The following is a 26,392-nucleotide window of genomic DNA, read 5'->3' on the forward strand; positions in this document are numbered from 1 at the left end:
CTTAGCGCCCCTGCTGTACCAGGCGCAGCACCATTTGTTCTTCATCGATGTACCTATCCCCGACTTTTAAGGCGCGCGGCTCGCAACCATAAAGCTGGAAGCCCAGGGAGGAATAAAGACCGCGAGCGGCTGCATTCCCGGCAGAGACGGCAATATTAATTTGTTCCAATCCAGGCTGAGCGCGCGCCTGCCGCAGCAACTCTTGGAATAGGGCGCGGGCCAAACCCTGGCCGCGAAATTCTTTCTGGATGTACACCCCCCAGATCAAACCCTTGTGCCTGGTCTTCTCATCTTTTTCGCGGAAGAAGCCGGCCATGCCGACCATTTGGGTGCCCTCAAAAGCACCCAGCACAAAGCTGTTGCCGGTGCGGTCAGGTACCAGGCGCTTCGCAGTCATTTCAAGCGTGGTCGCTCGGTGCTCCGCCGCCGAGGTGCTGAAGGCGCACGGTTCCTGCTCGAGGGCTTCGAGGCGTAGATGCCAGTGCGCCTTGGCATCTTTTTTTGTGAGTCGGCGAATTTCCATAGAGCGGGTCAGGGGCGCTAGGGCTTCAACACTATCTTGCCAAACATCTCGCTCTTCTCCATGCGTTCGTGGGCGGCGCGGGCTTCTTTCAACGGAAAGACTTTGTCCACCACCGGTTTCAGCTTGCCACTGAACACGTGCTTGAGCACTTCGTGAAGTTCACCCATGGTTCCCATGTAAGAACCCAGAATTGAGAGCTGCCGTGAATAGACGAAGCGCAAATCCAGGCCCGCGTCCGGGCCGGTGGTTGCGCCGCAGGTGACCAGCGTGCCTGCCGGTTTCAGCGACTTTACGCTCTCCTCCCAAGTGGCCTTGCCGACGTGCTCAAAGACAATATCCACGCCCTCACGATGGGTGATGCGCTTCACTTCGTCGGAAATCTTCTGCTTGTAGTGATTGATGAGGTGGTCAGCGCCGAGCTCGCGGCCTTTCGCCAGCTTGCGGTCGTCGCCGGCGGTGGTGATCACAACAGCGTTGAAAAGCTTGGCAATCTGGATGGCTGCCGAGCCCACGCCCGAACCCGCGCCCAACACCAGCACGGTCTGGCCCGGCCGGATGCCTGCGCGCCCGACCAGCATGTGCCAGGCGGTTAGAAACACAAGTGGGACGCTGGCGACTTCTTCAAAACTGAGGCTGTCGGGAATGGGGATGACGTTGACCTGGGGTATGGCAATCAGCTCCCGACAGCCACCATCCGTGCGGTTGCCGAGGACGGAAAACTCCGGACACAAGTTCTGGCGGCCGGCGGTGCACTGCGCGCAATGATTGCAAAAAGTCATGGGCGCCAGCAGCACGCGTTGTCCAGCGCGCAGGCCGGTGATGTATTCGCCGACCTCTATGACTTCCCCCGAGACGTCGCTTCCTGGAATATGCGGCAACGGTGATTTCGTAGTTCCCTTCCGCACCCAGAGGTCGAGATGGTTGAGAGCGCATGCCTTCACTCGCACCAATACCTGGTCCTTGCGCAACACGGGATCGGGTCCTTCCTCGTAACGCAGAACCTCGGGCCCGCCGTACTCGTGAAAGCGAATCGCGTGCATGATTGTGCTCCCTGATGGAGTCGGGAAAACTCCCCAAGCTAACATAAAGCGACCGCTAAAGTCGGCGTTTGACTTAGACACTGCGGCAGCCAATAATCAAGCGGGATGGACGTTTACGAGGAGATCGTCAAATTGCGCCGGGAAGGCCGGCGGGGCGCCGTGGCTACGATTGTGAGCGTTCGCGGCTCGATCCCGTCGTTTCAGACCGCCAAAATGCTGGTGCGGGACGACGGTTCGATTGTGGGTACTATTGGCGGAGGCTGTGTCGAAGCCGAGGTTTGGCAGGCTGCGCGCGACGTGATGGAGCAAGAAAAGCCGCGGACGCTTACCTTCAACCTCAACCAAAATCCGAAGTTTGATACCGGCTTGGTCTGCGGCGGAACCCTCGAAATTTTTGTAGAACCGGTATTGCCTATCCCCGTGCTGTACCTGTTTGGCGCCGGGCACGTCGCTCACAACCTCTACAAAGTAGCGCACAATGCCGGCTTCGACACAGTGGTGGTTGACGATCGCGAGAGCTATGCCAACCGCGAGCGCTTCCCTGAGGCCGCCGAGATCCATGCCAAGGATTTCGAGGAAGCAATGGCCAGCCTGTCGCCCAGCGAGTCCTCCTACATTGTGATCGTTACCCGAGGGCACCGTGATGACATGCGCGTGCTGCGCTGGGCGGTGCAGACGCCGGCCCGCTACATCGGCATGATCGGCTCCAAACGCAAGGTGATCGCGATCTATCGCGAACTCGAGAAAGAGGGCCTGTCGCGCGAGCTGTTCGAGCGCGTGCATGCGCCTGTGGGATTGGATATTGGCGCGGTTACGCCAGAAGAAATCGCGGTAGCGATCACGGCGGAGATGATCGCCGTACGCCGACACAGTGGCGCCGCGCTGCCACATATGCGGTATTTCGACGAAAAAGAGATTTCCGAAGAGGCAGACGGAGCTGAAATCGCGAAGTCGAGTTGATATTGCGAGTTTGGCGGACAAGGAGTCCCTCTTAATTCGGCCCTCCCCGTGGTGACAAATTGATGGGGGTTACAAATACCCCGGCGAGCTGCGCTCGCCCGCACAGGCGAGGGCGCCTGTGCCCACGAGATTGTGGTTTCCGTCAACCGCGTATGTGTCTGCCGTATCCGCCAGATCAGCAGCTCTTGTTATCGTGCCGTGTTATCTTTTTCGCATGACGCGTGCTCCGGGCTTTTGCGGCGTGATTCTGGCAGCCGGAGAATCTTCGCGCATGGGTCAGGACAAAGCATTGTTGCCCTGGCCACCGCAAAAACCGGGCGAGGCACGGTCATCCCACGCAGGAACTTTCCTCTCTGCCATCATGCAATTGCTGGAAGCTCACTCTGACCTGGTGATCGTGGTCGTGGGCAAGAATGCCGCGAATTTAAAACCTCTGGTGTTTGCCACAGGCGCTGCGGTGGTGGTGAATCCGGCTCCCGAGCGCGGTCAATTCAGTTCCCTGCAGGTAGGCTTGCGCGAGGTGCTCAATCGCGGCCGAGATGCTGCCATCCTGACCTTGATTGACCGGCCGCCGGCGCGCTCAGCCACAGTGCAGAAACTCAAAGATGTTTTTGTGAAAGCAATTGGCCAGGGAAAGTGGGCGGTAGTACCGCAATACGGCGATAAACACGGCCATCCAATCGTTATTGGACGCGAGATGATCGAGGCTTTTTTGCGGGCTCCCGCCACATCGAATGCGCGGGAAATTGAGCACCAGCACCAGCAACGTATCGAGTATCTGACCGTCGATGATCCTTACGTCACCATGAACGTGGACAACCCCGCCGACTACGCGCGCCTGCAGGTGAGCTCCTGACAGCGTCCGGTTCAGAAACAGGGAATGTTATTCAGAGCGCTGACGAGCTGCTTGATGCGGTTGCGCGTCTTAGCCCCAGGGTTGCAGTATTCGACTGCGACGGAACTTTATGGGCGTTGGATTCGGGTGAAGGATTTCTTGAATGGGAACTTGAGCGCGGCCTGCTGCCGGAAAAGAGTTCCCGTTGGCTTCGCCACCGCTACACCGATTACAAAGCGGGCAAAGTTGAAGAAGATGTGATGTGCGGCGAAATGGTCGCGATCCATGCCGGCATGCGTGACCCCGATCTCGCCAGCGTGGCGGAAGAATTTTTTGCCAGCTGCATTGAGGCGAGCATCTTTCCTGAGATGCGGCAGCTAGTCGAGCGTATGCGGGCTCAGGGATGCGATATCTGGGCAATCTCCTCAACCAATGACTGGGTGGTTCGTGCTGGCGCGCAGCGTTTCGGAATTCCTGCAGACCGCGTGCTGGCTGTAGCTGTGGAGATCGAGAACGGCAGTATCACCGACCGATTGCTACGAATTCCGAGTGGGGAAGGTAAAACCGAGGCCATTCGCGTGCACGTGCGCACGCCGGTTGATGCCGCCTTCGGCAACTCGCGTTGGGACGTTGAGATGCTTGAGTTCGCCCGCCAGCCCTACGTGATCAACCCCAATCCTGACCTTGAAGAATTAGCGCAAAAACGCGGGTGGCCTATGTATTTTCCTGCCAAGGCAGGCGCACGGCGCTGACAGCCCTGCAGACTGCCGTCCCTGAGAATTGTTGCTCCGACTGCAGGTATATACTGACAACCTTTTGCCAGGAACATCCACCGCGCGCGGAGCTGTGGCTGAACGCGCCCGCAGGCACATTGCGCGCCGCTTGCTTCCCTTTTTATTCGTCATCTACATCACGAATTACCTGGACAGAACCAACCTCGCCTATGCGACGCTGGGAATGTCGCGCGATCTACACTTCAGTGATCGGGTTTTCGGCACCGCCTTCGGTATTTTCTTCATCGGTTACACGGCGCTGCAGATTCCCGGGGCGCTGCTGGTAGAGCGCTGGAGTGCGCGGCGCCTGATTGCCGCCACCATGATTGTGTGGGGAGTACTTAGCGGCCTGACCGGATGGGTACATACCACCAACCAGCTCTACCTGGCGCGGTTCCTATTGGGAGCAGCCGAGGCCGGTTTTTTCCCCGGCGTTATCGTTTATTTGACGCATTGGTTCGTCTATGAAGATCGCGCCAAGGCAGTAGCCAACTTCATGGCCGCGATCCCGTTTTCATTCATCATTGGGTCGCCGCTCGCGGGGGCGCTGCTAGGCGTGCATTGGTTCGGACTGCAGGGGTGGCGCTGGCTGTTCCTGCTGGAAGGCGTTCCGGCGGTTGTACTCGGGGTGGTCACGCTATTTTATTTACCGGATTGGCCGCATGACGCGGAATGGCTGGCGCCCGACGAGCGCCAGTGGATCACCGCGGAGTTGCAGAGGGAAAAGTTGGCTAAAGCTTCATCCGGCTCTGGGAGCGTATTGGCAGCGCTGCGCTCAGGACGTGTGATGCTGTTGGCGGCAGTGGTCATATTCTCTTACACCGGTTATTACGCCTTCATCTCCTGGTTTCCGACCATGCTCAAGCGGCTTTCAATGTTCTCTGATTTTCGTGTCGGTCTGTTCGGTTCCCTTCCGTACATTGCCGCTTTTATTGCCATGCAGGTGAATGGCTGGCACTCGGACCGCACTCGCGAGCGGCGCTGGCACGTGGCCATTCCCTTATTTCTGGGCGCGGCTGCCTTGCTGCCGTTAAGCTCGCTGCCTCGATCTGTGCCACTGACCTTGGGATTGTTCACACTTGTCGCGGTGAGCGTCAACGCGTATCTGCCGGCGTTCTGGGCATTACCCAGCGCACTGCTGAGCGACTCCGCGGCGGCGGCCTCCATTGGTTTCATTAATACGTTGGGCAATCTGGGCGGTTTCTGTGGACCATATCTAATTGGATATCTCTATAACCGCACACACTCGTTCACTCCGGGACTCAGTTGCATGGTTGCAGCACTGGCGGTCGCTGGGATTCTGGTGCTCTTCTGTCCACGTGAGCCGACCGGGCAAACTGCGACCTAAAGTATTACTTAAAGAATCGAGCCTCTCCTCTTCGCTCCTGATTACAATTGGAGGGTGTACTCGGCGCAGGTACTCGATCATTTTCAGAACCCGCGAAATGCCGGAGATGTGGCCCAGCCTGACGCCTCGGCGCAAATTGAAAACCCCGCCTGCGGCGACGTATTACGGTTAAGCGTAAAGGTAGTGGATGGGCGAATTTCGGAGATTGGATTCCTGGCCAAGGGGTGCGTTCCTTCGATGGCGTGCGCTTCGCTTCTGACTCAGCTCGTAAAAGGACGCAGCCTGGCTGATGCGAGGAAATTGCGTCGCGAGGAATTAGTTGCAGCCGCCGGTAGCCTGCCTGATGAATCCGTACACGCCAGCCATTTGGCAATGGATGCATTGGGGGCGGTGTTGAAGAAGTTGTCGTAGCTTGTCCGGGTTTGCGGTGACAACATCCGCCCTTTCTCACGAGCAGTGGGGCACCCATCGGGGTCTATAATCGGCGCACCGTGGCCTTCAGGTACTTCCATTACGCCAAGACCCTTTTCCAACCCATCAAATTGGAATCGCTATTTCTGTTTGTCACCTCAACTTGCAATTCGCTATGTCGCACTTGTTTCTACTGGGAGGAGCTGAATCAGGGACACGACATCAGCTTCGAGCAGCTGGCGCGCATAAGTGCGACGGCTCCGCCCTTCCACAAGCTCTGGATTTCGGGCGGCGAACCCTTCATGCGCAAGGAACTGGCCGAGATCATCGAGCTTTTTTATCTCAATAACGGCGTACGACACATCAATCTGCCTACCAACGGACTACTGCCCAAGCAGCTGGTTAGTGCGATCGAATACCTGCTGGAACGCTGTCCCGAGCTGGTGATTGACCTGAATTTTTCGCTCGACGGCCTTGCCAACACACACGACACCATTCGCGGCGTGCCTAATAATTTCGTCAAGACCCTGGCCACGATGGAGATGGCCGCGGAACGCTGGAACGGCTTCCGTCGTCTGCGGCGGAATGTGGCTACCTGTATCACCAGCGAGAATTATCGCGAACTGGTTGAACTCGGCCTGGAGCTCATGCGCGAATCTGATTTGGACGGGCAGTACTTTGAGATCGTTCGCGGCGACCCCTTAGATCCCTCATTGAAGCAGGTTCCGCGCGAGGACCTTGCAGACCTGCATCGCCAGCTGATGTGGTTTCACGAAAAGTATGCCGATCGTCTCTTCGGGCATTTGCAGTCACCCGCTCGCGAATTGGCCCGGATGTATTACCTGGGAAATTTAAAGCTTCACTTCGAGATTCATGAGCGAAACCATTACAACAACAAAGCTTGGCCCATGCGTTGTACGGCCGGTGAGACCACGATTGTGATTGATCACGACGGTCATTTTCGGGCGTGCGAGATGCGCGGCAAGCTGGGACGGCTGCAGGACTACAATTTTGATCTCACCGCGGCGCTGAATTCGCAGCAGATGAAGGACGAAGTCGCTGCCATTCCGGGAGCCCAGTGCTGGTGCACCCATTCCTGCTGGATCCATTCCTCAAGCAAGTTCAGCCCGCGGGTGCTGCTGTTTCACATTCCATGGGCCTATCTAAAGCACCGCTGGGACAAATTGCCGAAGACCCGTGCCGCGGAGATGGAACGCTTTTTGGTTAGGGACGCGCCTGAGTTACAGCGGCCATCAGTCATGGCGTGATCCGGAAGTCGCAACATTCTTCTCTAGATGAAACCCGCGCGAAATGAAAATCATGAATGACTACGGTCCGCAGCGGATTGTGAGCCTCCAACCTAGTGCAACTGTGGTGCTGGCTGAACTTGGGGCATTGGATCGGCTGGTGGCTTGCACCAAATACTGCGAAGAAGTGTGGCCCGGTGTGGCGAACGGTCGCGCGCTTGTAGCCGATTCGTGGACAGCAAAAGCGGAAGAAATCGTCGCAGCAAGACCCGACTTGGTCATCGCATCAGTCCCCTACCAAATAGAAGCACTTACGCAGATCCTCAAGTCCGGAGCGCGTTTTCTAGGTCTCGCCCCAAAAAGTCTGGCCGATATCTACATGGATATTGCGACTATCGCTGGCATACTGGGAATGGCAGAGCGGGGCCAACAAGTAATCGAGAGCATGCAAAGTGAAATCGAGTCGGTTAGCCAGGAGGTCCGCGCAAGAAAACCATCGGACCGACCGAGAATTTTCTGCGAGGAATGGGGCAAGCCCCTCATCTGCTCGCAACGCTGGGTCGCAGAACTGGTGGAAGCTGTGGGCGGCGAATTTGTCGGGATTCCGGGGAGCCAAACCACTGCGAAGGAAGTCCTTCAGGCCAACCCTGACATAGTTGTGGCGGCATGGTGCGGCGCCGGAGATCGCGTCCCGCTGGAGAAGATCGTGGAACGTCGCGGGTGGGAGAGCATGCGTGCCGTACAGGACCGTAATATCTATTGTGTGCCCGACCCCTACTTCAATACTCCAGCACCGACATTGTTGATTGGGCTCAAGGCGCTGGCGAAAATCATCAACCCTGGGATGTCAGTGGAAGCCCCCGGCGTCCGTCGCATTGCAAGTTAATCCGCAATCCATCCCAACAGTAAACTCCTGTGGTTTAATTGAGCTAAATGCCAGCGCTAGCGAAGGCCCACCAGATCAAGAAAGAAATTGAAGTTATGGCGGCCACTGCCGCCTCTACCTACGAGCTGATGACCAATATTGTCACCTGCTTGAATGCGCGCGTCTTGAAGTTCAATTGGGTGGGGTTTTATATGCTGGAAGAGGAGAAGACCGGCCAGCAGCCTATGTTGGTGCTGGGCGCATTTGTTGGCGCGATGACGCCGCATACCCGGATTGCTCTCCATCAGGGCATCTGTGGGGCGGCAGCATCCAGCGGTAAAACCGTAGTGGTGGACGACGTACAATCCGACCCCCGATACCTCGCCTGCTCACTGGAGACGAAATCCGAAATTGTGGTGCCGATTTTTGTTCACGGCAAGGTCGTCGGTGAACTCGACATAGACAGCCACTTCCCCGCCGCGTTCGGCTCCGACGAATGCCAATTGGTTGAGTACTGCGCCCGAGTCGTCGGGCAATTCATGGAAAAATCCAGCTCCTGAGGGCGCGATGAAACTGGTGGCCGCCGCGCTGATCGTACAAGACGGAAAACTACTTATCTGCCAACGCACCAAGCACCAGACCATGCCGCTTAAGTGGGAATTCCCCGGCGGCAAGATCGAAGAGGGTGAACAGCCGCGCGATGCTATGCGCCGCGAACTGGAAGAAGAGCTGGGCATCCACGCCGATGTTGGCGAGGAGGTCACGAGAATCCGTCATACCTACAAGGGCGGCAGTTCGGTTGAGCTGCGCTTTTTTGTGGTCCACAAATTCAAGGGTGAGCTCGAAAATCGGATCTTCCGCGACGTGCGCTGGGTAGAGAAGGGCAAGCTGAAGGACTATGACTTCCTGGAAGCTGATTTGGAACTGGTGGGTGATATCGCCGCCGGAAGAATCTTGTGAAAGCTCGTTTCGTTCACCCTTTTCTTGAGTACATGACGTAGGCGACGGTCAGTCCGATCATGGTAATGGTCGTGACCCATGCCACTACGTTATAGAGCCACGAATTCGCCAGGTTACCCATCAGCTCACGCTTGTTGATCAACAGCAACATGAAAATGAGCACAAAGGGCAAGACGATGCCGTTCACGACTTGCGACAGAATCGCCACTGGAATCAAGGGCAGGTTGGGGATAAGCACAATGCCGGCACCGGCGGCGATAAGAATGGTGTAAAGCCAGTAGAAAACCGGCGCCTCACCAAATCGCTTTCCAACGCCGGATTCGAAGCCCAGACCCTCGCACACCGTGTAAGCGGTGGAAAGCGGCAGGATGGAAGCTGCAAACAACGACGCATTAAATAATCCAACCGAGAACAAGATGTACGCATATTCACCCGCCAGGGGGCGCAGCGCCTGGGCAGCATCCGCAGGATCGTGGATCTGTGTGTGTCCGTGTACATAAAGGGTTGCAGCGCAGGCGACGATGATGAACCACGCGACCACATCGGTGAAGATGCAGCCTGCGACCACATCAATGCGAGAAGCGCCATACTGCCGCCGGGTGATACCTTTTTCAACCACAGAGGCTTGCAGATAAAACTGCATCCAGGGAGCAATAGTGGTGCCGACCAAGGCGATGACCATGTACAGATAGTCGCGCTGGGTGAGCAAAGTAAAGGGCGGCGGTTTAACCGTGGAGACCAACGATTCTTTCCACGCTGGGCCGGCGATTACCCCGGCAATGATGTAACAAACGTAAAATCCGGAGGCAGCCAGAAAGACTTTCTCAACCGTCTTGTACTGGCCTTTAACTACCAGCAGCCAAACCAACGCCGCACAAATCGGCACCGAAATGTACTTGGACACTCCGAACAGTCCCAGGCTGGCGGCAATGCCAGCGAATTCAGCCACGACGTTGCCAAAGTTGGTGATGGTAACGCCCAGCATCATAAAGAAAGTTATGCGGAAGCCGTACTCTTCGCGGATGAGGTCGCTCAGCCCCTTGCCGGTGGCCGCCCCCATGCGGGATGCCATCTCCTGAATCACAATCAGGGATAGCGTGACTGGGATCATGGTCCACAGCAGCGAGTAACCGAATTGAGCGCCGGCAGACGAGTAGGTAAGGATGCCACCGGCATCGTTGTCTACATTGGCGGTGATGATTCCGGGGCCAATAACAGCCAGGAGGACGAGAATTTTCCTGCGCTGTCTGGCCCATCGTAATGCACGCTTCACGTTAAGAAGTCCGATTTATCAGAGTGGCAACAGAATAAATGCGGTCTAGCAGATTTGGTAAATAGATTTAACGCCCAAGGCAGGACTTTTTTGGTTCGGAAGTCGAAATGCAAGGCACGCGAGGTCAGAGCTTGCTGCGCAAAAGGCTGATCACATCGTCCGAAGTGATGACGCCGGTCAGCTTACCCTCATCATCCACTACAGGCAGGGTAATAAGATTGTATTTATCGAACAACTCTGCCACTTCTTTCTCACTCGCCCCTGCATGGGCTGAAATCAGTGGCTCCATGCTGAGGGGTTGAAGCGGGTCGCCGGCACTGGCCAACACCAGCCTGGACAAGGGCACGGCTCCCACCAACTTTCCTTCTTTATCCACCAGGTACACGGTGCTTACGGTTTCAATCCCACCCTCAAAGTGGCGCAACATCTCGACGGCGTCGTGCACTGTAGCATTGGGCGGGAGGGCCATGTACTCGGTGGTCATCCGTCCGGCAGCCGTGTCGCCACTAAACTCGAGCAGGTCGGCTACTTCGCTGCGCTCCTCGGGTTCCATCTCTCCCAGGATTTCTTCGCTAGTCTCTTCCGGCAGCTCTTTTAGCAGAGCCGCAGCCGCGTCGGGGTCCATCTCGCCAACGATGTCGGCGGCGCGATCAGAATCGAGTGATTCCACAATTGAGGCCTGAAGCTTGGGATGTACCTCCTCGAGCGCCTCGGCCGCCACTCCGTGATCCAGAGTCTCGAAGACAGCTTCGCGCTCGGCTGGCGCCAATTCTTCGATGATGTCGGCAATATCGGCGGGGTGCAACCGTGCTAGTCGCTCATAAGAGATCTTCAGCTTTACCCGGCGAGCTGGATCGGTCTCAATTACGTCGACAAATTCCCAGGGAATCTCGCGCGGCGGAATGTTTCGCAATAAGATTCGGAGCGCGGGCATCGGAACCAGTCCTTTGAGCAACCGACGTACCGCGCCACGCGGGCCGACGTCAACCCCGCCAATTTTCAGCACCACGTGGTTATTGACCAACTCGTGTTGCAGGTCCACATCGTTCACGCGAACGACCTTGCGTCCATGGACGTCAATTATTTGTTGGTCCAGCAGGTCACGGCTCAGCAGGAAAGTGCCCTCCGACTCGGAGCCCTTAGGCCAGTCCTTCATCGGAGTAGAGGAACGTATTCCGCCATTGATGTTGGTTATCGCTGCGAACGATAGCATTCGGTCGCCGGACTTGGTCTTAACCACCAATGCCGCCACTCGCGCCGAGTCTTCCTGGGGATGCATGGCAACTTCGCGCACCCGTCCGCTCGCGCCCGCGGAATCGAACACGGGCGCGCCCAACAGCTCGGTGAGGGCAACTTTCGACATCAAGCACGAGAATACAAAAGAGTTTGCGAGGAATCCAGATTAACCTGCATTGTTACCCCAGTTTTATCTGGAGCTGGCTTCATACCCCTGGCCAGCTGGGGTTGCCGGGTTCCGTCCAGCAGCGTGCGGCAGCTCTGGTGCGCCGCGGCCGAGCTTCCAGAGTTGATCTCGGCAGTTGTCTCCCGTGGAGGCCGTCCGAAGCTTGCGGGAGACGCGCTGCGCCAGGTAATTGCGCCAACGTTGCTGATGGTTGGCGACAGAGACCCGGCCGTAATCGAGCTGAACTGCAAAGCGCTAGCCGAGCTGCGAGGCCCGAAAAAACTCGAAATCGTTCCTGGCGCGAGCGATTCATTTACAATCCGGCCCAGGCCCAAGCGAACTGCGCTTTCATTGACATTTCCCAAGCTGACAGGCAAACTACCCCACTGCTGTCCAGCCGCCATTTGACGTAGGATGTATGTGGATCGCGACAGCAGCTGCCGAAGGTCGCTCCGTCGTTTACCATTTTGACCACCTTTAACATGTCCGGTAAGCGCGTTTCTTACACGCTCAACTCGACGCTCGACAGTGTGAATCATGCGGAGGAAACAGCCACCCAAGTTGCCACCAGTGCCGGTTTCGGTGAAGAAGACGTCACTAAGATCGCGATGGCGGTACGCGAGAGCATGGTGAACGCAGTCCTCCATGGCAACGCTTATGATCCGGCCAAGAAAGTGGAGGTGGTATTCGAGCGGACCCCCGGCTCCCTGATCATTACGATCACCGACGAGGGGCGCGGCCTGGACGCCAGCAGGATTCCCGATCCCCTGGCGCCGGAAAACCTGCTCAAGCAATCGGGGCGAGGAATTTTCTTAATACGTGCATTTATGGATGACGTGCAAATACGCGCTTTACATCCAGGCACCGAAATTAAACTTATCAAGCACGTCCACGGCCCAGCCGCGGGACACAAGGAGGCTTCCCAGTGAGTATGAAGACCAGCACACGGCAAGTGGATGGAGTAGTGATCGTTGACCTCAGCGGCCGCATCACTCTGGGCGAAGGCAGCGTGGTCCTGCGGGACACGGTTCGCGACCTGGTGGGAAAAGGGAGCAAGAAGATCCTGCTGAACCTGGGTGACGTCAACTACATTGACAGCTCCGGGATCGGTGAGCTTGTCAGCGCCTTTACCACGGTGCGCAATCAGGGCGGCGAATTGAAGCTGCTGAAGCTGACCAAGAAGGTCCACGACCTGCTGCAAATCACAAAGTTGTATACCGTATTCGACGTTAAAGACGACGAGGCCACTGCGATCAAATCGTTTAAGTAGCGGTCATTCGTTGAACTGAATTAAGCCCGGGATTTCGTGGCCACCAAGTTCGGGTCCGCGACTCCCGGGCTTTTCCTTTGCTCGCGGAAAATGGCGGCTTTGCTCCTCGTCACATCCCGAGTCGCCGACCCAACGTACAATGAAGGCCTTTAGAGAGGACTCTTATGCGCATTTCCCGATTGGAAAAGTCGCAGGTTGACGCTGGTAGTGCCGAAATTTTCGACACCTACCTGAAGGAGCGCGGCAATGTTCCCAACATGTTCCGGACCGCCGCGCATCGCCCGGACATTTTGCGCACGCTGATCGCGCATTTCCGGGCCGTCATGAATACCGGCACAGTTCCCGCAAAGCTCAAAGAGTTGCTGGTTGTGCGGACCTCGCAGATTAACGGCTGTGAGTATTGACTGGCCTCGCACACCGTCTTGGCAAGACGGCACGGCTGGAGCGATGACCAGATCACGCATCTGGAAGATTTTGAGGGCCGGAAGGATTTCACAGCAGCGGAAAAGATCGCGCTGCGTTTTGCGGAGCGCATGACTCGTGATGCCCATACCATTGACGACCAGCTGTGGGCGGAACTGCGCCAACATTTCGACGAGGGCCAGATCGTGGAACTGGCGGCCGCGGTTGGTCTGTTCAACTATTTCAATCGCTTTAATGACGCGCTGAAAATCGAGCCGACGAAGTAGGTCTTGTGACCATACGAAATTTCTTTCGCGTGACATCATCAGCCGCGATTTTGACGCTAAGCGGCTCGCTACTCGCTTCTGCGGAATGTATGGCTATTCAGGAAGCTGCCAGACATATCGGCGATACAGCTTGTGTGATAGGCGAGGTGGTGGGAGTGAATGAGAGCCATACCGGGACGACGTTCATTAACTTTTGTGAGGATTACCGCAAGTGTCCGTTCAGCGTAGTGGTATTTGCTCGTGACCTTCGCAACTTGGGGGATGTGCGCGAGCTGGTTGGCAAATCCATCGAAATTCACGGTCAAATCCGCGAATATGATGGCCGCCCGGAAATTGTCCTGAATCAAACCCGCCAATTGAAAGGTGACACCGGACGGCTACCGCCCGTCCCTAAAGAGTTTGACGTAGAACGCCGTGGCCACTACAGTGCCGGAAAGTTCCGGCCGGGGAAGAAACCGCGGACCAAGAAAGCAAGCAAAAGAAAAATTCCCGGCGATAGCGTGGCTTTTCCCGACGCGGATGCCGATGATGGTGCGAGTCCCGGCGCGAACCGGCCCGACAAGCCCAATGTGCCGGAATGAGAGCCTTACACCAAGCCGCGGCGTAACTCGTTCAAGGGATAAAACGTCCCTCGCCAAACCACGCCGTCACGCCACAGCGTCAATGTTGTGGACCGCAGCATGATGTACATGAACAACAGGCCAGCCACGGGATGCAGAACAAAGTAGAGCGGCGAGATCGGTTCGGTCCAGGAGAGCCCCACATAAATAAGAAAAATTGAAACCAAGGCCAGGGCGTAACCGATTCGACTCCATCCCGGCGCTAGAAAAATGCCAAGAAATGGCATCCAGTGGAAGAACGCCAGCAGAAGACATGACCCCAACGCGCGTGGCCAGCGGAACTGCATTAGCGCAAAGAAGTTCTTTGTAAGATTGCGAACCACGCCCATGGCGTTTTTTGCCCAGCGCAGCGAAATCAAGTTCCGGCCCAGCGCGACCCTCTGCGTGAATCCATTCTCTTTGACGATCTTGCCCAACTTTACGTCGTCCAACACTTCAAACCGCAACTTGGCATGTGTGCCCACTTGGTCGTACACCGGGCGGCGAATCAGGTTGAAAGCGCCCACGCCCATATGGTCTTTAGTACGCGGATCGGCAACTTTCCAGGGACGATGACCGAAGACGAAAAGAATGTTGAAGAATGCCAACATCATTCTCTCCCCCACGCTGAGCATAATCAGGGTGGGAATCAGCACCAGGTGATCGGTCTTACTTTCCTCGGCGTAAGTAACCGCTCGGCGCAGGCAGTCCGGACTGAAAGTAATGTCGGCGTCGGTAAACAGCAGCCAGTCGCCCGTAGCCTGCTGTGCGCCAACCCACATGGCATGCGGCTTCCCCATCCAGTCTGTGGGCAGCTCGGAGATGTGGATCACCTTCAACGAAGGTCCATCCTGGCCCGCAGCATGGGCGGAAGCTATGCGATCTATAATCTCGCCGGTCCGGTCAGTAGAGCGGTCGTCAATGGCGATCACCTCATAGTTTTCATAGTCCTGCCGCAGCATTGTAGGAAGCGTCTTGCCAATCATCTCTTCTTCATTGCGGGCCGGAACAATCATGCTGATTTTGGATTTAGAAGAAGTAGGACGGTCCCACTCGGGGCGGGCGAGATCTGCGATGGTTGGCATTCCGAGAGCTGCGTCGAGCACGCGCGAGAACCAAACGGCTGCCAGGATTAACCCTGAAATCCACCAGAAGTAGATCACCCCGCCGTCGCTCCTGAGATGGCATCGCCTGGATTCGCTCCACTACCCAACTTGGGGGCGAAACGCATGCCGTAAAACAATATGACGGACGAAAGAACGATGGCCACAACGGCGGGCGCGAAACCCCATTCGAGAGAGCGGCGATCGGAGATTGCACCGATCACGGTGGGCGATAGGGCGTCACCCAGCAAGTGGATGGTAAAGATGTTGACAGCGATTGTAGTGGCCCGTATGTGCGCGCCGACAGAGTTAACAACCGCGGCGTTCAACGGACCGGTATTCAACAACAGCAAGAATTCTGCCACAAAGATTCCGGGCAACATCAGCGACGATTTGGAATACAGGGCCAGGATCATGGCAGGAATTGCCAACGCCATGCTGGCTGCTGAAACCAGGTAGTACGCGCCCGCGGTTCGGCGCAGCAACCTGTCACCCAACCAGCCACCCGTTAGAGTGGCAGCAATGCCATTGCAGGCCGTCATTCCGCCGAAGATCTGATTCGCCCGGGCGAGCGAATAGCCGCGCATGCGCGATAGAAAGGTTGGCATCCAGACCGAGAGTCCACCCAAGGCGAAGGTCATCGCTGCCATGCCCAGAGTTGCCGTCCAGAACGCGGGATTGCGTAGCAACCCGCGGAGAGTGCCGCGCTCTACGCTCTCGTGCAAACGATCGCAACTTCCACGCTTCGGCTCGGGAATGAACAGCATCCCCAATGCCAGGAGGAGCCCTGGAATTGCGGCCACATAAAACGGCGTGCGCCATCCGTATTGCGGCCCCAACTGCCCGCCCAACACATATCCCAACGCTGTACCCGCGGGAATGGCCATAAAAAACAGGCCCATGATTCGGCCCCGGCGCTCCTCGCCGAACAGATCAGCCAAAAAGGCGGGCGCAATGGTCACGAACGTTGCTTCCCCAATGCCGACGATTGCGTGGCGAAAGAGCAGCGTATGAAAATCGTGAGTGACAGCCGTAAGCAGCGTTGCCGCACTCCAAACAATCGCTCCAGTAATGATTATTAACTTGCGCGGATAGCGATCTGCCAGCACGCCGACGATGGGCGCAGCGAACATATAGCAGAGGAAGAAAGCAGTGGTTAGGAAACCGAAGTCCGCGTCACTGCGGTGAAATTCCGCCTGCACCAGCGGCTGCACCGCAAAGAGAACCGACCGATCAATGTAGTTCAGGAAATTAAGTGCGGTGAGCAGCAAGAGTGCCAGCCGCGCGTGATGCCGGGTTTGCATGGGCTGGCGCGACTATAACATGGCATCCGGCGGAGATTTTTAACCACAGAGGACACAGAGGAACACAGAGGAAATCCTTCAGCCCGGCTATTTAGTTTTTTTTATCAAGCCCTTGCGAGCTCCGCCCGACGTCCGCCGAAGCCTCTTCTTATTTGGCCTGGGTACGGCGGCCTAGACAGCTGACCCTACTAGATTTGATTCATTGATTAAGAAGTCAAAGATTTTCTCTGTGTTCCTCTGTGTCCTCTGTGGTTAAACTCGGCTGCGGCTCCGGTTCTTCGGACGCGGCCAGCGAGCAGTCACCACGGTGGCAATTCCGCCTCGCGGCCGGAAGTCTCCCGTGATCTCTGCCCACATCGGCTTGGCGCACCGCACCACATCTTCGAGGACGCGGTTCACAATATTTTCCTGGAAAATTCCAAGGTTGCGGTAAGTGAGCAGGTATTCTTTCAGTGACTTCAGCTCCAGGCAAAGCTTATCGGGCATGTAACGAATCTTCAGCACGCCAAAATCCGGCAGCCCGGTTTTTGGGCACACCGAAGTAAATTCCGGCACATCAACTACAATCTCGTAAGCCGGAAACTGGTTGGGCCAGGTCTCAATCTCGGGAAATGAGGCGTCCAGTCCAGCTTTGGCATGTTCTGGCGTATAGCGGGGAGCACGGGCCATGTCGCCATTGTAACCACTGCGATACGCGCAGCGAGGATTCGGCTGGGTAACCGCGAAAATTATGCAGCCAGATCGGCCTCGGTGGCTGGTTTGGGGGTGACTTCATGTGGCGGGGGCTGCTTGAGCGGCAGACGACCCTGGTTCCGCAGTTGAATCAATTCGGAGTTGAACTCGGCTCCAATCAGCATGATCAGGCCGGTCCAGTAAAACCATACGAACAGCGCGATGGCGGCGCCCAGTGCGCCGTAGGTCTTGTTCAACTGGGCAAAACTGCGAAAATAAATTCCCAAAAGATAGGAAAGGCCAATCCAGCCACCCACCGCAATCGCGGCGCCTGGCAAAGTGGATAAGAATCTCTGCTTCACATTTGGCGCCAGAAAGTATAGGGTCTCGACCGCCAGCACGGTAAAACCTATGGCGACAGTCCAGCGCAAGTACGGCCAGACGGCAACGAACACCGGTCCCAAACCGACCTTGCCCGCGAGCCAGCCTCCGAATTGAGGTCCCACGACCAGGACGCTGAGAGCAACCACCAACAAGGAGCCAACCATGAATGTGAGCCCGATTGCCAGGAAACGTGTTTTCAGATATGGCCGAGTCTCGGGCACATCGTAGGCAACGTTGAGGGCCTCGATCATGGCGGCAAAGCCGCTGGACGCCGACCATATTGTGAGCACGATGCCCAGAGTGAGCACGCCGCGATGAGGCTGAATGACGGAGGCCACGATCTTGCGCACCAGCCCCATGCTGTCCGACGGTACAACTCGCGCCAATACTCCCAGAATACTGTCAAACAAGTGAGGAACAGGAAGATGAGCCACCAGCGCCGCCAACACGATTAGCAGCGGGAACAAGGAAAGCACGAAATAATAGGAAAGCGCGGCAGCAAAGGCCATAGTGTGGTTCTTCATTACGTCATCCACAGTCCTGGCTACCGCCCGTTTTATCAGTCCCAATCGCATATTCGTGAATGGCTTTTAGTGAGATGTTTTCGCGTCGCAGCGAGATGGCGAATATCGCCGCTACCCCAATAAGCCTAGGGCATCTAAGACTTTACCTGTGGAACGTCGAAAGGCCGTTCCCGCAGTAACGAGTGTTCGAGCACCAGGAGTTGAACCCGTTACCTATGTGACTCTGCTGGTGCTCGCAAGTGGTGGTAACTTAGTAACATAGAAGTCGCATCGATGGCACAAAGAACCAATAACGGACACGCTGGATTGCTGACCCGCTATAGGGGCTGGCTGGTTGCGCTCGCACTGATTGTAGGAGTAGTGCTGCTGGCTGCGTTTGTGTCGCTGCGCGGCAGCGACATTCCGGTGCGAGCGACGACCGTTGTCAGGGGAACGATCCGCGCAACCATCTCCACCAACGGCAAGGTTGAGCCGGTGCAAAACTTCGAAGCGCACGCACTCGCTCCGGCCAGCGTGCGACGCGTGCTGGTGCATGAAGGCGATCACGTGAAGCCCGGGCAACCGCTACTGCAATTGGATGACAGCGATGCCAGGGCGCAGGCGGCCAAGGCGCTGGCCCAGTTGCGTTCGGCCGAGTCAGCCCTGGAAGCCATTAAGGGCGGAGGCAGCCGCGAAGAGGTCCTGACCACTCAAGCAGAGCTGGTGAGGGCCCGCACCGACCGCGATGTCGCGCGCCGAAATCTGGATGCTATGCGGCGTCTGGAAAAGAAGGGCGATGCCTCGAAGGGCGAAATTAACGACGCCGAAAACCAACTTCAACGCGCTGAGTCACAGGTAAATTTGCTCGAACAAAAATTGAAAGACCGCTACTCCACCAGCGAAGTGGGAAAAGTCCAGGCCCAGGAGACCGAGGGCAAGGCAGCCTACGCCGCCGCAGAGGACATGCTGCGCAATTCGAACATACGCGCGCCTCGCGCCGGCATCGTCTACTCCTTACCAGTGCGCGAAGGCGCATTCGTAAATACCGGGGATTTACTGATTCAAGTCGCCGACACTTCTAGCGTGCAGGTGCGTGCATTCGTGGACGAACCCGATATAGGCCGTTTGTCGCCTGGAGAAAGAGTCGAAATCACGTGGGATGCTTTGCCAGGGAGAATCTGGAGAGGAAATGTGAAAGGCGTGCCGGTGGCAGTCCAGCTGGTTGGGACACGGAACGTGGGCCAGGTTACCTGCGCAGTGGACAATCACGATATGAAGCTGCTGCCTAATGTTAACGTCAACGTTACAATCGTGACCGGCGAGCACCGCAACGTTTTGACGTTGCCTCGCGAAGCAGTCCATCAGGACGGCGGCAAGCCCTATGTATTTCAGATCGTGGATGGCGTGCTACGGCGGCAAGCAGTAAGCGTCGGCATCTCTAACCTGACATTAGCTGAGGTTTCTGGACTTCCGGAAAATTCTCAGGTGGCGCTAGGTGCGCTCAATGGTCAGCCGCTGGCCGGTGGTTTAGCGGCGCGGCCGGTGCAGTAGAAATCCGAAAAAATCAGGGCTTAAGGCATGAACCGAATGCTGATCCTGTTCTTCGCGTTACTGATTTCGGGCAGTCCGGCACGGTCGGACATAGCCGCAGAAGCCTTGCTATCGGCCGGCCGGGTGGATGTCGCTATCACGAACTTGCAAGCCCAGTTGCGGTCCGATCCCAATGATGCTCGCGCCTACAGTTTACTTTCGCGAGCCTATTACTCACTGGAGCATTGGGATGAGGCGGTCCGCGCCGCCCAAAAAGCAGTCGCACTGGAACCCGCTAACAGCAATTACCACATGTGGCTGGGTCGAGCGTACGGGGAGAAGGCCGAACATTCCAGTTGGTTCGCCGCCATAGGTCTTGCCAAGAAAGTTCGCAGTGAATTCGAGCGGGCTGTGCAACTCGATAATTCCAATCTAAGAGCGCAGTCTGATCTCGCCGAATTTTATTTGGAAGCCCCTTCTTTTCTCGGGGGAGGAAAAGACAAGGCGCGTGCTCAGGCCAAGCGCATTGCCAACCTGAATCAATCTGAAGCCCATTGGGTACTTGCATCCCTGGCAGAGAAAGAAAGCAACTGGCCGGCGGCCGAGCAAGAACACCAGGCGGCCATTCGGGCAAGCGGCAATCAGGCGAGCTATTGGCTGAATCTGGCCTCATTTTATCGCCGTCGTGGGAGGTTGGATGAGATGGAGAACGCCATCGCCCAGGCCAACCATGCGCAGATGAATGACGGGGAAGCGTGGGTGGACGCTGCCGAACTGCTGTTCCGCAGCGGCCGCAACTTCCCTGCCGCAGCGCAATTCCTCCAGCGCTATCTTTCATCTAATGCTACGGTCGCGGATGCTCCCACCTTCCAGGCACATTACCTGCTCGGCATGATCCTCGAAAAAGAAGGGAACAAGCGCGCTGCCGCCGATGAATACCGGGCAGCCCTCTCGCTCGCCAGCAATTTTCCTCCCGCGCAGCAAGCGTTGAGCCGCCTGCAACGTTAAGGCGGTTCCCCAAGGGGCACATCCGCATCCGCCCGGTTGTTATATTCTCCTGTTTTGTCAGTTGCAGACTTCCTCCGAGGGTAACGTGATGAAAAAAATGCTGCGACTCCTTCCATGTGCACGAGCACAACTCTTTGCCGCGCTCTTGGTGATCTTTTCCGTATTCCTCCCGCCTTTGGGTGGTGCGCAAAGTCTTACGATGCGACGTGCTATTGAGCTGGCATTGGTGCACAGCAGCGAGATGGCAATGGCCACTGCCGATCAAATGCATGCCTACCAGAATTTGCGGGAGGCTCGCAGCACATACATTCCACAGGTGACCGTCGGCTCCGGGTTGGCTTACTCGTACGGCTTCCCGCTTAGTCTTGAAGGCTCGGCGCCTACTATCTTCAACGTAACCTCGCAGTCGCTCCTGCTCAATCCTGCGCAGCGCGAGTTCATTCGCGCCGCCAAGACCGAGTGGCAGGCCAGTACCGCGCAAAGCAAAGACCAACGCAGCCGCGTACTTTTGGATACCGCGCTCACCTACGCTGAGTTAGACAAATGGGAGAAGAAGCTGGAGACATTGCACGAGCAAGCCGCAATCAGCCACAAGATTGAGTCGGCAGTGGCAGAGCGAATCAAGGAAGGAATTGATAGTCCCCGTGACCAGACGAAGGCGCGTCTTACGACCGCGCAAGTGCATCTCGGGATTACCCAAGCCGAAGGTGCGGTCGATGTGCTCCGGACCCATCTGGCACAGCTCACCGGCATACCGGTGCAGTCCGTCAATACGGAATCGAGCTCAATACCTGCGCTGCCGGCGCCAGAAGTGGAAGCAGATCAAGATCTCGGTCAGCGAGCGGCTGACACCAGCGCGGCAGTGAAGGCGGCCGAGCAGCGGGCGTTCGCCCAACAATTGCGCGCCAAGGGCGAGCACAGGGCGCTGTTACCGGCGATTGACCTTGCCCTGCAGTACGGCTTGATCAGCACATCATTTACCAACTTTGAACAATTCTTCGTGCGTGGCTCTTTCCAAAAACAAAATGCGACCTTTGGTTTAGTGATTAGATTCCCATTCTTGAACTGGACCCAGCGAGCCCATGCCGCCGCAGCCGATGCCCAAGCTGTCCACGCCCGCCAAGAGGCACAAGCGGCAAAGGACCAAGTCTCGCTGGAAGCAATAAAGCTGCACCGCACATTACGGCAGCTCGAAGCCGCACGGGAAGTGGCGCAATTGCAGTCCGAGTTGGCCAGGGCCGATCTCGACACCGCTGAGGCGCGCACCGAGGCGGGTAACGCTACTTTGCGGGACTTGCAGAGCGCAATGTTGCAGGCAGGTGAGCGATCGGCTGCGTTGCTGGATACTGAGTTCGAAGTCGAGCGTGTTCAACTTCAACTTATGCGCGAAACCGGAGATCTGGAAAAATGGGCGATGTCGCACAATTAAACCGGCAACTCTGGAACCCAAGCCTGCAAGTAAATTTTGGGCCTATTGGGATGCTCTCTCTACGCACTCTTTTGTGCTTCTGAATGCTCCAAACCGAGCATTCGCCGCAAAGAGGTTGCTCCCGCGCATCTTCTGACAATAGCGTTTAGGCATGTTTGGGGAAGCCTGTCGCAAACCGGGATGTTAAAATAACCCATCGCCCAATATGCCCTTAAAGACACTTTTTCTGAATCCACCTTCTTTCGAAAACTTCGATGGGGGCGCGAGCTCCCGTTGGCCGGCAACGCGCGAAATCGAATCTTATTGGTATCCCGTCTGGCTGGCGTATCCGGCTGGCATGCTCGAGGGATCGCGATTGCTCGATGCACCTCCCCACCACGTTTCGGCCGAAGAGACCATTCAGATCGGCCGCGATTTCGAGTTTCTGGTGCTGTTCACTAGCACCCCGGGGTTCCCGGGAGACATTCGGCTGGTGGAAAAGATGAAGGCGGCAAACCCCAATCTTAAAGTGGCATTTGTGGGTCCGCATGTCACGGTACTGCCGGAGCGCTCGTTACGTGAGTGTCCGGCCATAGATTTTGTCGCCCGCAAGGAGTTCGATTATTCAATTGTCGAATTTGCGCAGGGCAAGCCACTTTCGGAGATCGCCGGCATTTCTTATCGCAAAAACGGTTCAGTGGTCCACAATGCGGACCGTCCACAGATCAGTGATCTCGATGTTCTTCCAGACGTAGTAGACGTTTATCGCCGGGACCTTGATCCGCGGCGCTACAACGTGCCCTTCCTGCTGCACCCGTTTGTTTCTCTCTACACTACCCGCGGTTGCCCCGCGCAATGTACGTTCTGCTTGTGGCCGCAGACGCTCAGCGGACACCCCTGGCGAAAGCGTTCCACTGACAGTGTTGCTGCCGAAATGGCCAAGGCAAAGGAATACTGGCCGTGGGTGAAGGAATTTTTCTTTGATGACGACACTTTCAATCTGCAGAAAGCTCGCACGATTGAGCTCTGCCAGAAATTGAAACCGCTGGGCCTGACCTGGTCCTGCACTTCACGCGTGACCACCGACTACGAAACTTTGAAGGCGATGCGTGAGGCGGGGTGCCGGCTTCTGATTGTCGGCTATGAGTCCGGCGACCAGCAAATCCTCAAGAATATAAAGAAGGGCGCTACCATAGAGCGTGCCCGCCAATTCACCAAAGATTGCAAGAAGCTCGGCTTGGTGATCCACGGAGACTTTATTCTTGGTCTGCCGGGAGAAACTCCAGAGACTATACGCACCACCATTGACTTCGCCAAGGAACTGGACGTAGAGACCATCCAGGTATCGGTGGCGCACGCTTATCCTGGCACCGAGTTGTTTGATTTCGCGGTGAAGAATGGGTTCATGTCGAACAAACAAATGGTGGATGAAGGTGGCCATCAGCTCGCGCACGTGGAGTATCCCGGGCTTTCCGGCGAGGAGATCCTGGAAGCCGTCCACCGTTTTTATGATGAATACTATTTCCGGCCGCGGGCTGTGTTCCGTATTGTGAAGAAGGCATTCTTCGACTCTTCCGAGCGCAAGCGTCTTTACAAAGAGGCCAGGACTTTCCTGAAGCTGCGAGCGCAGCGCCAGCGTTGGGTCAAGGAGCAGCACAGCAAGCCAGGCCCTACTCCTGCGACCCCTGGCCGTACGTCTCAGCCGGAAGAGGCGGAAGCTTCCGTGGAGACGGCCAGCGCCTAGGAAGCCGGCGTGAATCTACGCAAATACCTTGTACTTCTTGGCATCGTGGTCTTTGGGGCCACGGGTGATGCCTTGCTCTCGCGCGGCATGAAGTCCATGGGCGCGGTCCCTTTAGACAACTTGCAGAAAGTGATTCTTGCGGTCCTCCACCCCTGGGTCGCAATCGGCGTGCTCCTGCTGATTGCGTTCTTTGCCGCTTATATGACGGCGCTCTCGTGGGCGGACCTGACCTACGTTCTTCCCGCGACTTCCATCGGTTACGTTTTGCTGGCTTTTATTGCCAAGTTCCTATTGCACGAGCAGGTTACGGCCACGCGATGGATGGGAATCGCCATGATCGCTGCGGGCGTCGGCTTTGTCGCGGGGGGACCGGCACGGACCCACACCGCTCCTATTGAGCACGAAGCGCCTGCTATTCCGCAGTGTGAATCATGAGCGATCTTTATATCTGGCTTTCGATCGCCCTAGTGGTCGTGGCATCTACGATCGGCGATGTGCTACTCGCACGAGCCATGCGCCAGGTTGGCGATCTGGGCGAACTTCGCCGGCGTTGTGGGTTGCGAGTCGTAATACTGCGGACCGCTCGCAATCCCAGTTTTCTTCTTGGCTTGTTGGCAATGACGGTCGCCTTCTACGGTCTTCTTCTGGCGCTCTCCTGGGAGGACGTGAGCCTTGTGGCGCCAGCCTCTGCTTCCCTCACTTTCATCGCCAACGCGGTCGCCGCGCGCATTTTCCTGCACGAGCGGGTGGACCGGCGTCGCTGGATTGCGGCTCTCCTGGTGGCCGGCGGAGTCGCACTAGTCGCGGTGTAATCCTGAACAGGTAGCGACTCCCAAAAACGAGATCTTGCAGATTGTCCTAGGACGGTCCTACGGGAAAAACCGCAGGTAGTGGGTCAGTTTGAGAATCCAAAGGGTCGCTTTAGCATTCCGCGTGTGGCATCATATTGCCATGCCCGTAGCAAAAGGCAAGCGCCCACGCGACCCGAACCAGTTAGCCAAATGGCTGGTAGAGCGGTCAACGTCTGACGCTCCAGCCGAAGAACCGAAGCCGGAAACGCCAGTTTCCGCGCCAGCAAACCTGTCCGAGTACATGGCTGCCATTGGGCGCAAGGGTGGTCAGATCGGCGGTAAACGGCGGCACATGTTTTACAACTATTGCCGCCCGCACCAAACAATCAGGTGCACGCCAGCAATGGAAGCGGGGCTGGCTGACCACCTATGGACTCTTGAGGAATTGTGTAGGCTAATACCAAAGCCGACCGTCTCAGTGCCGCGCATCGAGAGTCGGCTAGTGACGGAAGCCTTAGGGAGAGATTAGCGCAGATGTCCCGCCGCTCTTTCAGCTCTTGACCGGCGTTGTGGAGCCGCCGGTTTTATACTCTCCCCTTCTTTCGGGTGTGGCCCCTCATCGGAATGCGTCGCGCAGCAGTGACCCCATACCTCAGCCGCCCGATTAGGCAGCTTGCTAACAGGAATTTCCCAAACTGAATGGTGCATTTCGTCTCTTTCTCGTCCGTTTATCTCAGGCCGCTTGTCGCTCGCCATCGTCGCCTTTCCCTTCTTTGCGCTTTGGAAGCACATAACGGATCACATGTGTACCAGATTCGAGAAACAAAAATTTCCCAAGCCAAGCACGGAATATCCGCCATACTTTCTTGTTGCGTTCGTTCGCATCGTGTCTCTCGACACGAATTCCTAAGTGTTTAGCGGTGTCAAAATTGATGTCACTGTCGTGGTCGGCAAAATGGTGAATCAATTCATGCGCCAACTTATCGGGCTGCTTGTAATTGGCCAGTTGTAGAATCTGCCCACTATAGTCCTCGGCGGTTTCAATAGCGCAATTCCAATCCTCCATGATGAACGGATCAAGTTTGTCGGCTATTGCTTGCGCAGGGTAAGGTGCTTCTTCCTTTGTTATGTTCTCAAATATCTTGCAAATCCGATTGTATGCGTGCCGTCCTGATAGAGCCGAAATCTGACGTCCATTGTAATAAATCTGGGGGTCGAGGGGGCTTAGCTGGCTCATGATACCCATCACAATTTTATCAGCAGCCAACGCAATCAGGGTGCCTCCGCTTGCTGCCATATGTGGTACATAGATTTCAATTTCTTTGAACGATTGACGGATCGCGCGGGCAACCTTAAAGGAGGAGTGCAGACCGCCTCCGGGCGAATTGAGCAGCATCATGAGTTTCTGCTCGCTGTAGCCAAGGCTGGTAATCTCGTCTATCAGCGCCTCAAATGCGAATTCTTCGTGTAGCCCAATGACAGCGCTCACCTCTTGCACTGGGGATATCCGCACGGATGCATACGGCGCGATAGCACAGACCAAAACGGCATCTTCCGATTCCGCAAGACTTGTCACGAATTGGTCTGTTTCGACTTTCAAATTGAGAGTGTTCCTAATGGAATCCGGTATTGGTTCTGGCTGGGCTGGATTCTGTACTGCTTCAATTGGTTGCGGCTTAGTGGCTGGGGCGGCTTCTGGCATTGCGGTCTGACTGCTCCTTCTGTAGTGTCCGGAAGTGTACCACCAGCC

Annotated in this window: 29 protein-coding genes and 1 pseudogene; 21 read left to right on the plus strand and 9 right to left on the minus strand. The window is 56.5% G+C overall.

Annotated features, from left to right (window positions below; all coding sequences use genetic code 11):
- Position 1: 1 nt before the first annotated feature.
- Positions 2-523 carry a GNAT family N-acetyltransferase gene (locus tag VFA76_12980; protein ID HZR32753.1) on the minus strand — a complete coding sequence of 174 codons (522 nt, stop codon included), beginning with the start codon at positions 521-523 and terminating at the stop codon, positions 2-4.
- A gap of 17 nt (positions 524-540) precedes the next feature.
- Positions 541-1,563 carry a zinc-binding dehydrogenase gene (locus VFA76_12985; protein HZR32754.1) on the minus strand — a complete coding sequence of 341 codons (1,023 nt, stop codon included), beginning with the start codon at positions 1,561-1,563 and terminating at the stop codon, positions 541-543.
- A 105-nt stretch (positions 1,564-1,668) separates the two neighbouring features.
- On the opposite strand from VFA76_12985, the gene VFA76_12990 reads away from it, so the two are divergent.
- The 9 genes from VFA76_12990 (at position 1,669) to VFA76_13030 (ending at position 8,962) form a co-directional block, all read left to right on the plus strand.
- Positions 1,669-2,523, plus strand: coding sequence for an XdhC/CoxI family protein (locus VFA76_12990; GenBank protein HZR32755.1), 855 nt, complete (start codon positions 1,669-1,671; stop codon positions 2,521-2,523).
- A gap of 214 nt (positions 2,524-2,737) precedes the next feature.
- Positions 2,738-3,379: a nucleotidyltransferase family protein gene (locus VFA76_12995; GenBank protein HZR32756.1), complete on the plus strand. Its 642-nt coding sequence runs from the start codon at positions 2,738-2,740 to the stop codon at positions 3,377-3,379.
- Positions 3,380-3,426: 47 nt separating this feature from the next.
- A complete protein-coding gene (locus VFA76_13000) occupies positions 3,427-4,110 on the plus strand; it encodes an HAD-IB family phosphatase (GenBank protein ID HZR32757.1) in 684 nt (227 codons plus the stop codon).
- A 94-nt stretch (positions 4,111-4,204) separates the two neighbouring features.
- Positions 4,205-5,479: an MFS transporter gene (locus tag VFA76_13005; GenBank protein ID HZR32758.1), complete on the plus strand. Its 1,275-nt coding sequence runs from the start codon at positions 4,205-4,207 to the stop codon at positions 5,477-5,479.
- A 54-nt stretch (positions 5,480-5,533) separates the two neighbouring features.
- A complete protein-coding gene (locus VFA76_13010) occupies positions 5,534-5,890 on the plus strand; it encodes an iron-sulfur cluster assembly scaffold protein (protein ID HZR32759.1) in 357 nt (118 codons plus the stop codon).
- 80 nt (positions 5,891-5,970) lie between these two features.
- Complete coding sequence (locus tag VFA76_13015; GenBank protein ID HZR32760.1) at positions 5,971-7,158, plus strand: radical SAM protein; 1,188 nt, start codon at positions 5,971-5,973, stop codon at positions 7,156-7,158.
- Between the two features lie 43 nt (positions 7,159-7,201).
- Complete coding sequence (locus tag VFA76_13020; protein HZR32761.1) at positions 7,202-8,023, plus strand: ABC transporter substrate-binding protein; 822 nt, start codon at positions 7,202-7,204, stop codon at positions 8,021-8,023.
- Between the two features lie 47 nt (positions 8,024-8,070).
- On the plus strand, positions 8,071-8,562 hold the full coding sequence (locus tag VFA76_13025) for a GAF domain-containing protein (GenBank protein HZR32762.1): 492 nt from the start codon (positions 8,071-8,073) through the stop codon (positions 8,560-8,562).
- Positions 8,563-8,569: 7 nt separating this feature from the next.
- Entirely contained in the window at positions 8,570-8,962 is a 393-nt protein-coding gene (locus tag VFA76_13030) for a (deoxy)nucleoside triphosphate pyrophosphohydrolase (protein ID HZR32763.1), read from the plus strand.
- A 13-nt stretch (positions 8,963-8,975) separates the two neighbouring features.
- Here VFA76_13030 and VFA76_13035 read toward each other — a convergent pair whose 3' ends face one another.
- Together VFA76_13035 and VFA76_13040 are read right to left on the minus strand one after the other, a co-directional pair.
- On the minus strand, positions 8,976-10,235 hold the full coding sequence (locus VFA76_13035; protein HZR32764.1) for an Nramp family divalent metal transporter: 1,260 nt from the start codon (positions 10,233-10,235) through the stop codon (positions 8,976-8,978).
- Between the two features lie 124 nt (positions 10,236-10,359).
- Positions 10,360-11,598 (minus strand): CBS domain-containing protein, encoded by a 1,239-nt coding sequence (locus VFA76_13040; GenBank protein ID HZR32765.1) that lies wholly within the window; start codon positions 11,596-11,598, stop codon positions 10,360-10,362.
- Positions 11,599-12,119: 521 nt separating this feature from the next.
- Between VFA76_13040 and VFA76_13045 the strand changes: the two genes are divergently transcribed.
- The 5 genes from VFA76_13045 (at position 12,120) to VFA76_13065 (ending at position 14,177) form a co-directional block, all read left to right on the plus strand.
- A complete protein-coding gene (locus VFA76_13045) occupies positions 12,120-12,566 on the plus strand; it encodes an ATP-binding protein (protein HZR32766.1) in 447 nt (148 codons plus the stop codon).
- Positions 12,563-12,907, plus strand: coding sequence for an STAS domain-containing protein (locus VFA76_13050; GenBank protein HZR32767.1), 345 nt, complete (start codon positions 12,563-12,565; stop codon positions 12,905-12,907). Before VFA76_13045 ends, VFA76_13050 begins: the two co-directional genes overlap by 4 nt.
- Before the next feature lie 164 nt (positions 12,908-13,071).
- A complete protein-coding gene (locus tag VFA76_13055) occupies positions 13,072-13,311 on the plus strand; it encodes a carboxymuconolactone decarboxylase family protein (GenBank protein HZR32768.1) in 240 nt (79 codons plus the stop codon).
- A gap of 18 nt (positions 13,312-13,329) precedes the next feature.
- Positions 13,330-13,596 (plus strand): hypothetical protein, encoded by a 267-nt coding sequence (locus VFA76_13060; GenBank protein ID HZR32769.1) that lies wholly within the window; start codon positions 13,330-13,332, stop codon positions 13,594-13,596.
- Between the two features lie 5 nt (positions 13,597-13,601).
- Positions 13,602-14,177: a hypothetical protein gene (locus VFA76_13065; GenBank protein HZR32770.1), complete on the plus strand. Its 576-nt coding sequence runs from the start codon at positions 13,602-13,604 to the stop codon at positions 14,175-14,177.
- Positions 14,178-14,182: 5 nt separating this feature from the next.
- Here the strand turns inward: VFA76_13065 and VFA76_13070 are convergent, their stop codons facing one another.
- The 4 genes from VFA76_13070 to VFA76_13085 form a co-directional block, all read right to left on the minus strand.
- On the minus strand, positions 14,183-15,280 hold the full coding sequence (locus VFA76_13070) for a glycosyltransferase (GenBank protein ID HZR32771.1): 1,098 nt from the start codon (positions 15,278-15,280) through the stop codon (positions 14,183-14,185).
- A 74-nt stretch (positions 15,281-15,354) separates the two neighbouring features.
- Positions 15,355-16,602, minus strand: a complete 1,248-nt coding sequence (locus VFA76_13075; GenBank protein ID HZR32772.1) for an MFS transporter — start codon at positions 16,600-16,602, stop codon at positions 15,355-15,357.
- 252 nt (positions 16,603-16,854) lie between these two features.
- Positions 16,855-17,271, minus strand: a complete 417-nt coding sequence (queF, locus tag VFA76_13080) for a preQ(1) synthase (GenBank protein ID HZR32773.1) — start codon at positions 17,269-17,271, stop codon at positions 16,855-16,857.
- A gap of 59 nt (positions 17,272-17,330) precedes the next feature.
- Complete coding sequence (locus VFA76_13085; GenBank protein HZR32774.1) at positions 17,331-18,182, minus strand: YihY/virulence factor BrkB family protein; 852 nt, start codon at positions 18,180-18,182, stop codon at positions 17,331-17,333.
- Positions 18,183-18,455: 273 nt separating this feature from the next.
- On the opposite strand from VFA76_13085, the gene VFA76_13090 reads away from it, so the two are divergent.
- The 7 genes and pseudogenes from VFA76_13090 (at position 18,456) to VFA76_13120 (ending at position 25,090) form a co-directional block, all read left to right on the plus strand.
- The gene (locus tag VFA76_13090) at positions 18,456-19,712 is read left to right on the plus strand and encodes an efflux RND transporter periplasmic adaptor subunit (GenBank protein ID HZR32775.1); all 1,257 of its coding nucleotides are present in this window, start codon (positions 18,456-18,458) and stop codon (positions 19,710-19,712) included.
- A gap of 36 nt (positions 19,713-19,748) precedes the next feature.
- Entirely contained in the window at positions 19,749-20,699 is a 951-nt protein-coding gene (locus VFA76_13095; protein ID HZR32776.1) for a tetratricopeptide repeat protein, read from the plus strand.
- Positions 20,700-20,898: 199 nt separating this feature from the next.
- Complete coding sequence (locus tag VFA76_13100; GenBank protein ID HZR32777.1) at positions 20,899-22,128, plus strand: TolC family protein; 1,230 nt, start codon at positions 20,899-20,901, stop codon at positions 22,126-22,128.
- Between the two features lie 205 nt (positions 22,129-22,333).
- Positions 22,334-23,851: a hopanoid biosynthesis associated radical SAM protein HpnJ gene (gene hpnJ / locus VFA76_13105; GenBank protein HZR32778.1), complete on the plus strand. Its 1,518-nt coding sequence runs from the start codon at positions 22,334-22,336 to the stop codon at positions 23,849-23,851.
- Positions 23,852-23,860: 9 nt separating this feature from the next.
- Entirely contained in the window at positions 23,861-24,286 is a 426-nt protein-coding gene (locus VFA76_13110) for an EamA family transporter (protein ID HZR32779.1), read from the plus strand.
- A complete protein-coding gene (locus tag VFA76_13115) occupies positions 24,283-24,663 on the plus strand; it encodes an EamA family transporter (protein ID HZR32780.1) in 381 nt (126 codons plus the stop codon). The genes VFA76_13110 and VFA76_13115 overlap by 4 nt, the downstream gene beginning before the upstream one ends.
- 328 nt (positions 24,664-24,991) lie before the next feature.
- Positions 24,992-25,090, plus strand: a pseudogene (locus VFA76_13120) (IS1 family transposase).
- A gap of 285 nt (positions 25,091-25,375) precedes the next feature.
- Here the strand turns inward: VFA76_13120 and VFA76_13125 are convergent.
- Positions 25,376-26,344: an ATP-dependent Clp protease proteolytic subunit gene (locus VFA76_13125; GenBank protein ID HZR32781.1), complete on the minus strand. Its 969-nt coding sequence runs from the start codon at positions 26,342-26,344 to the stop codon at positions 25,376-25,378.
- Positions 26,345-26,392: the final 48 nt, after the last annotated feature.

The sequence above is a fragment of the Terriglobales bacterium genome (assembly GCA_035651655.1).
GTDB lineage: Bacteria > Acidobacteriota > Terriglobia > Terriglobales > Acidobacteriaceae > DASRFG01.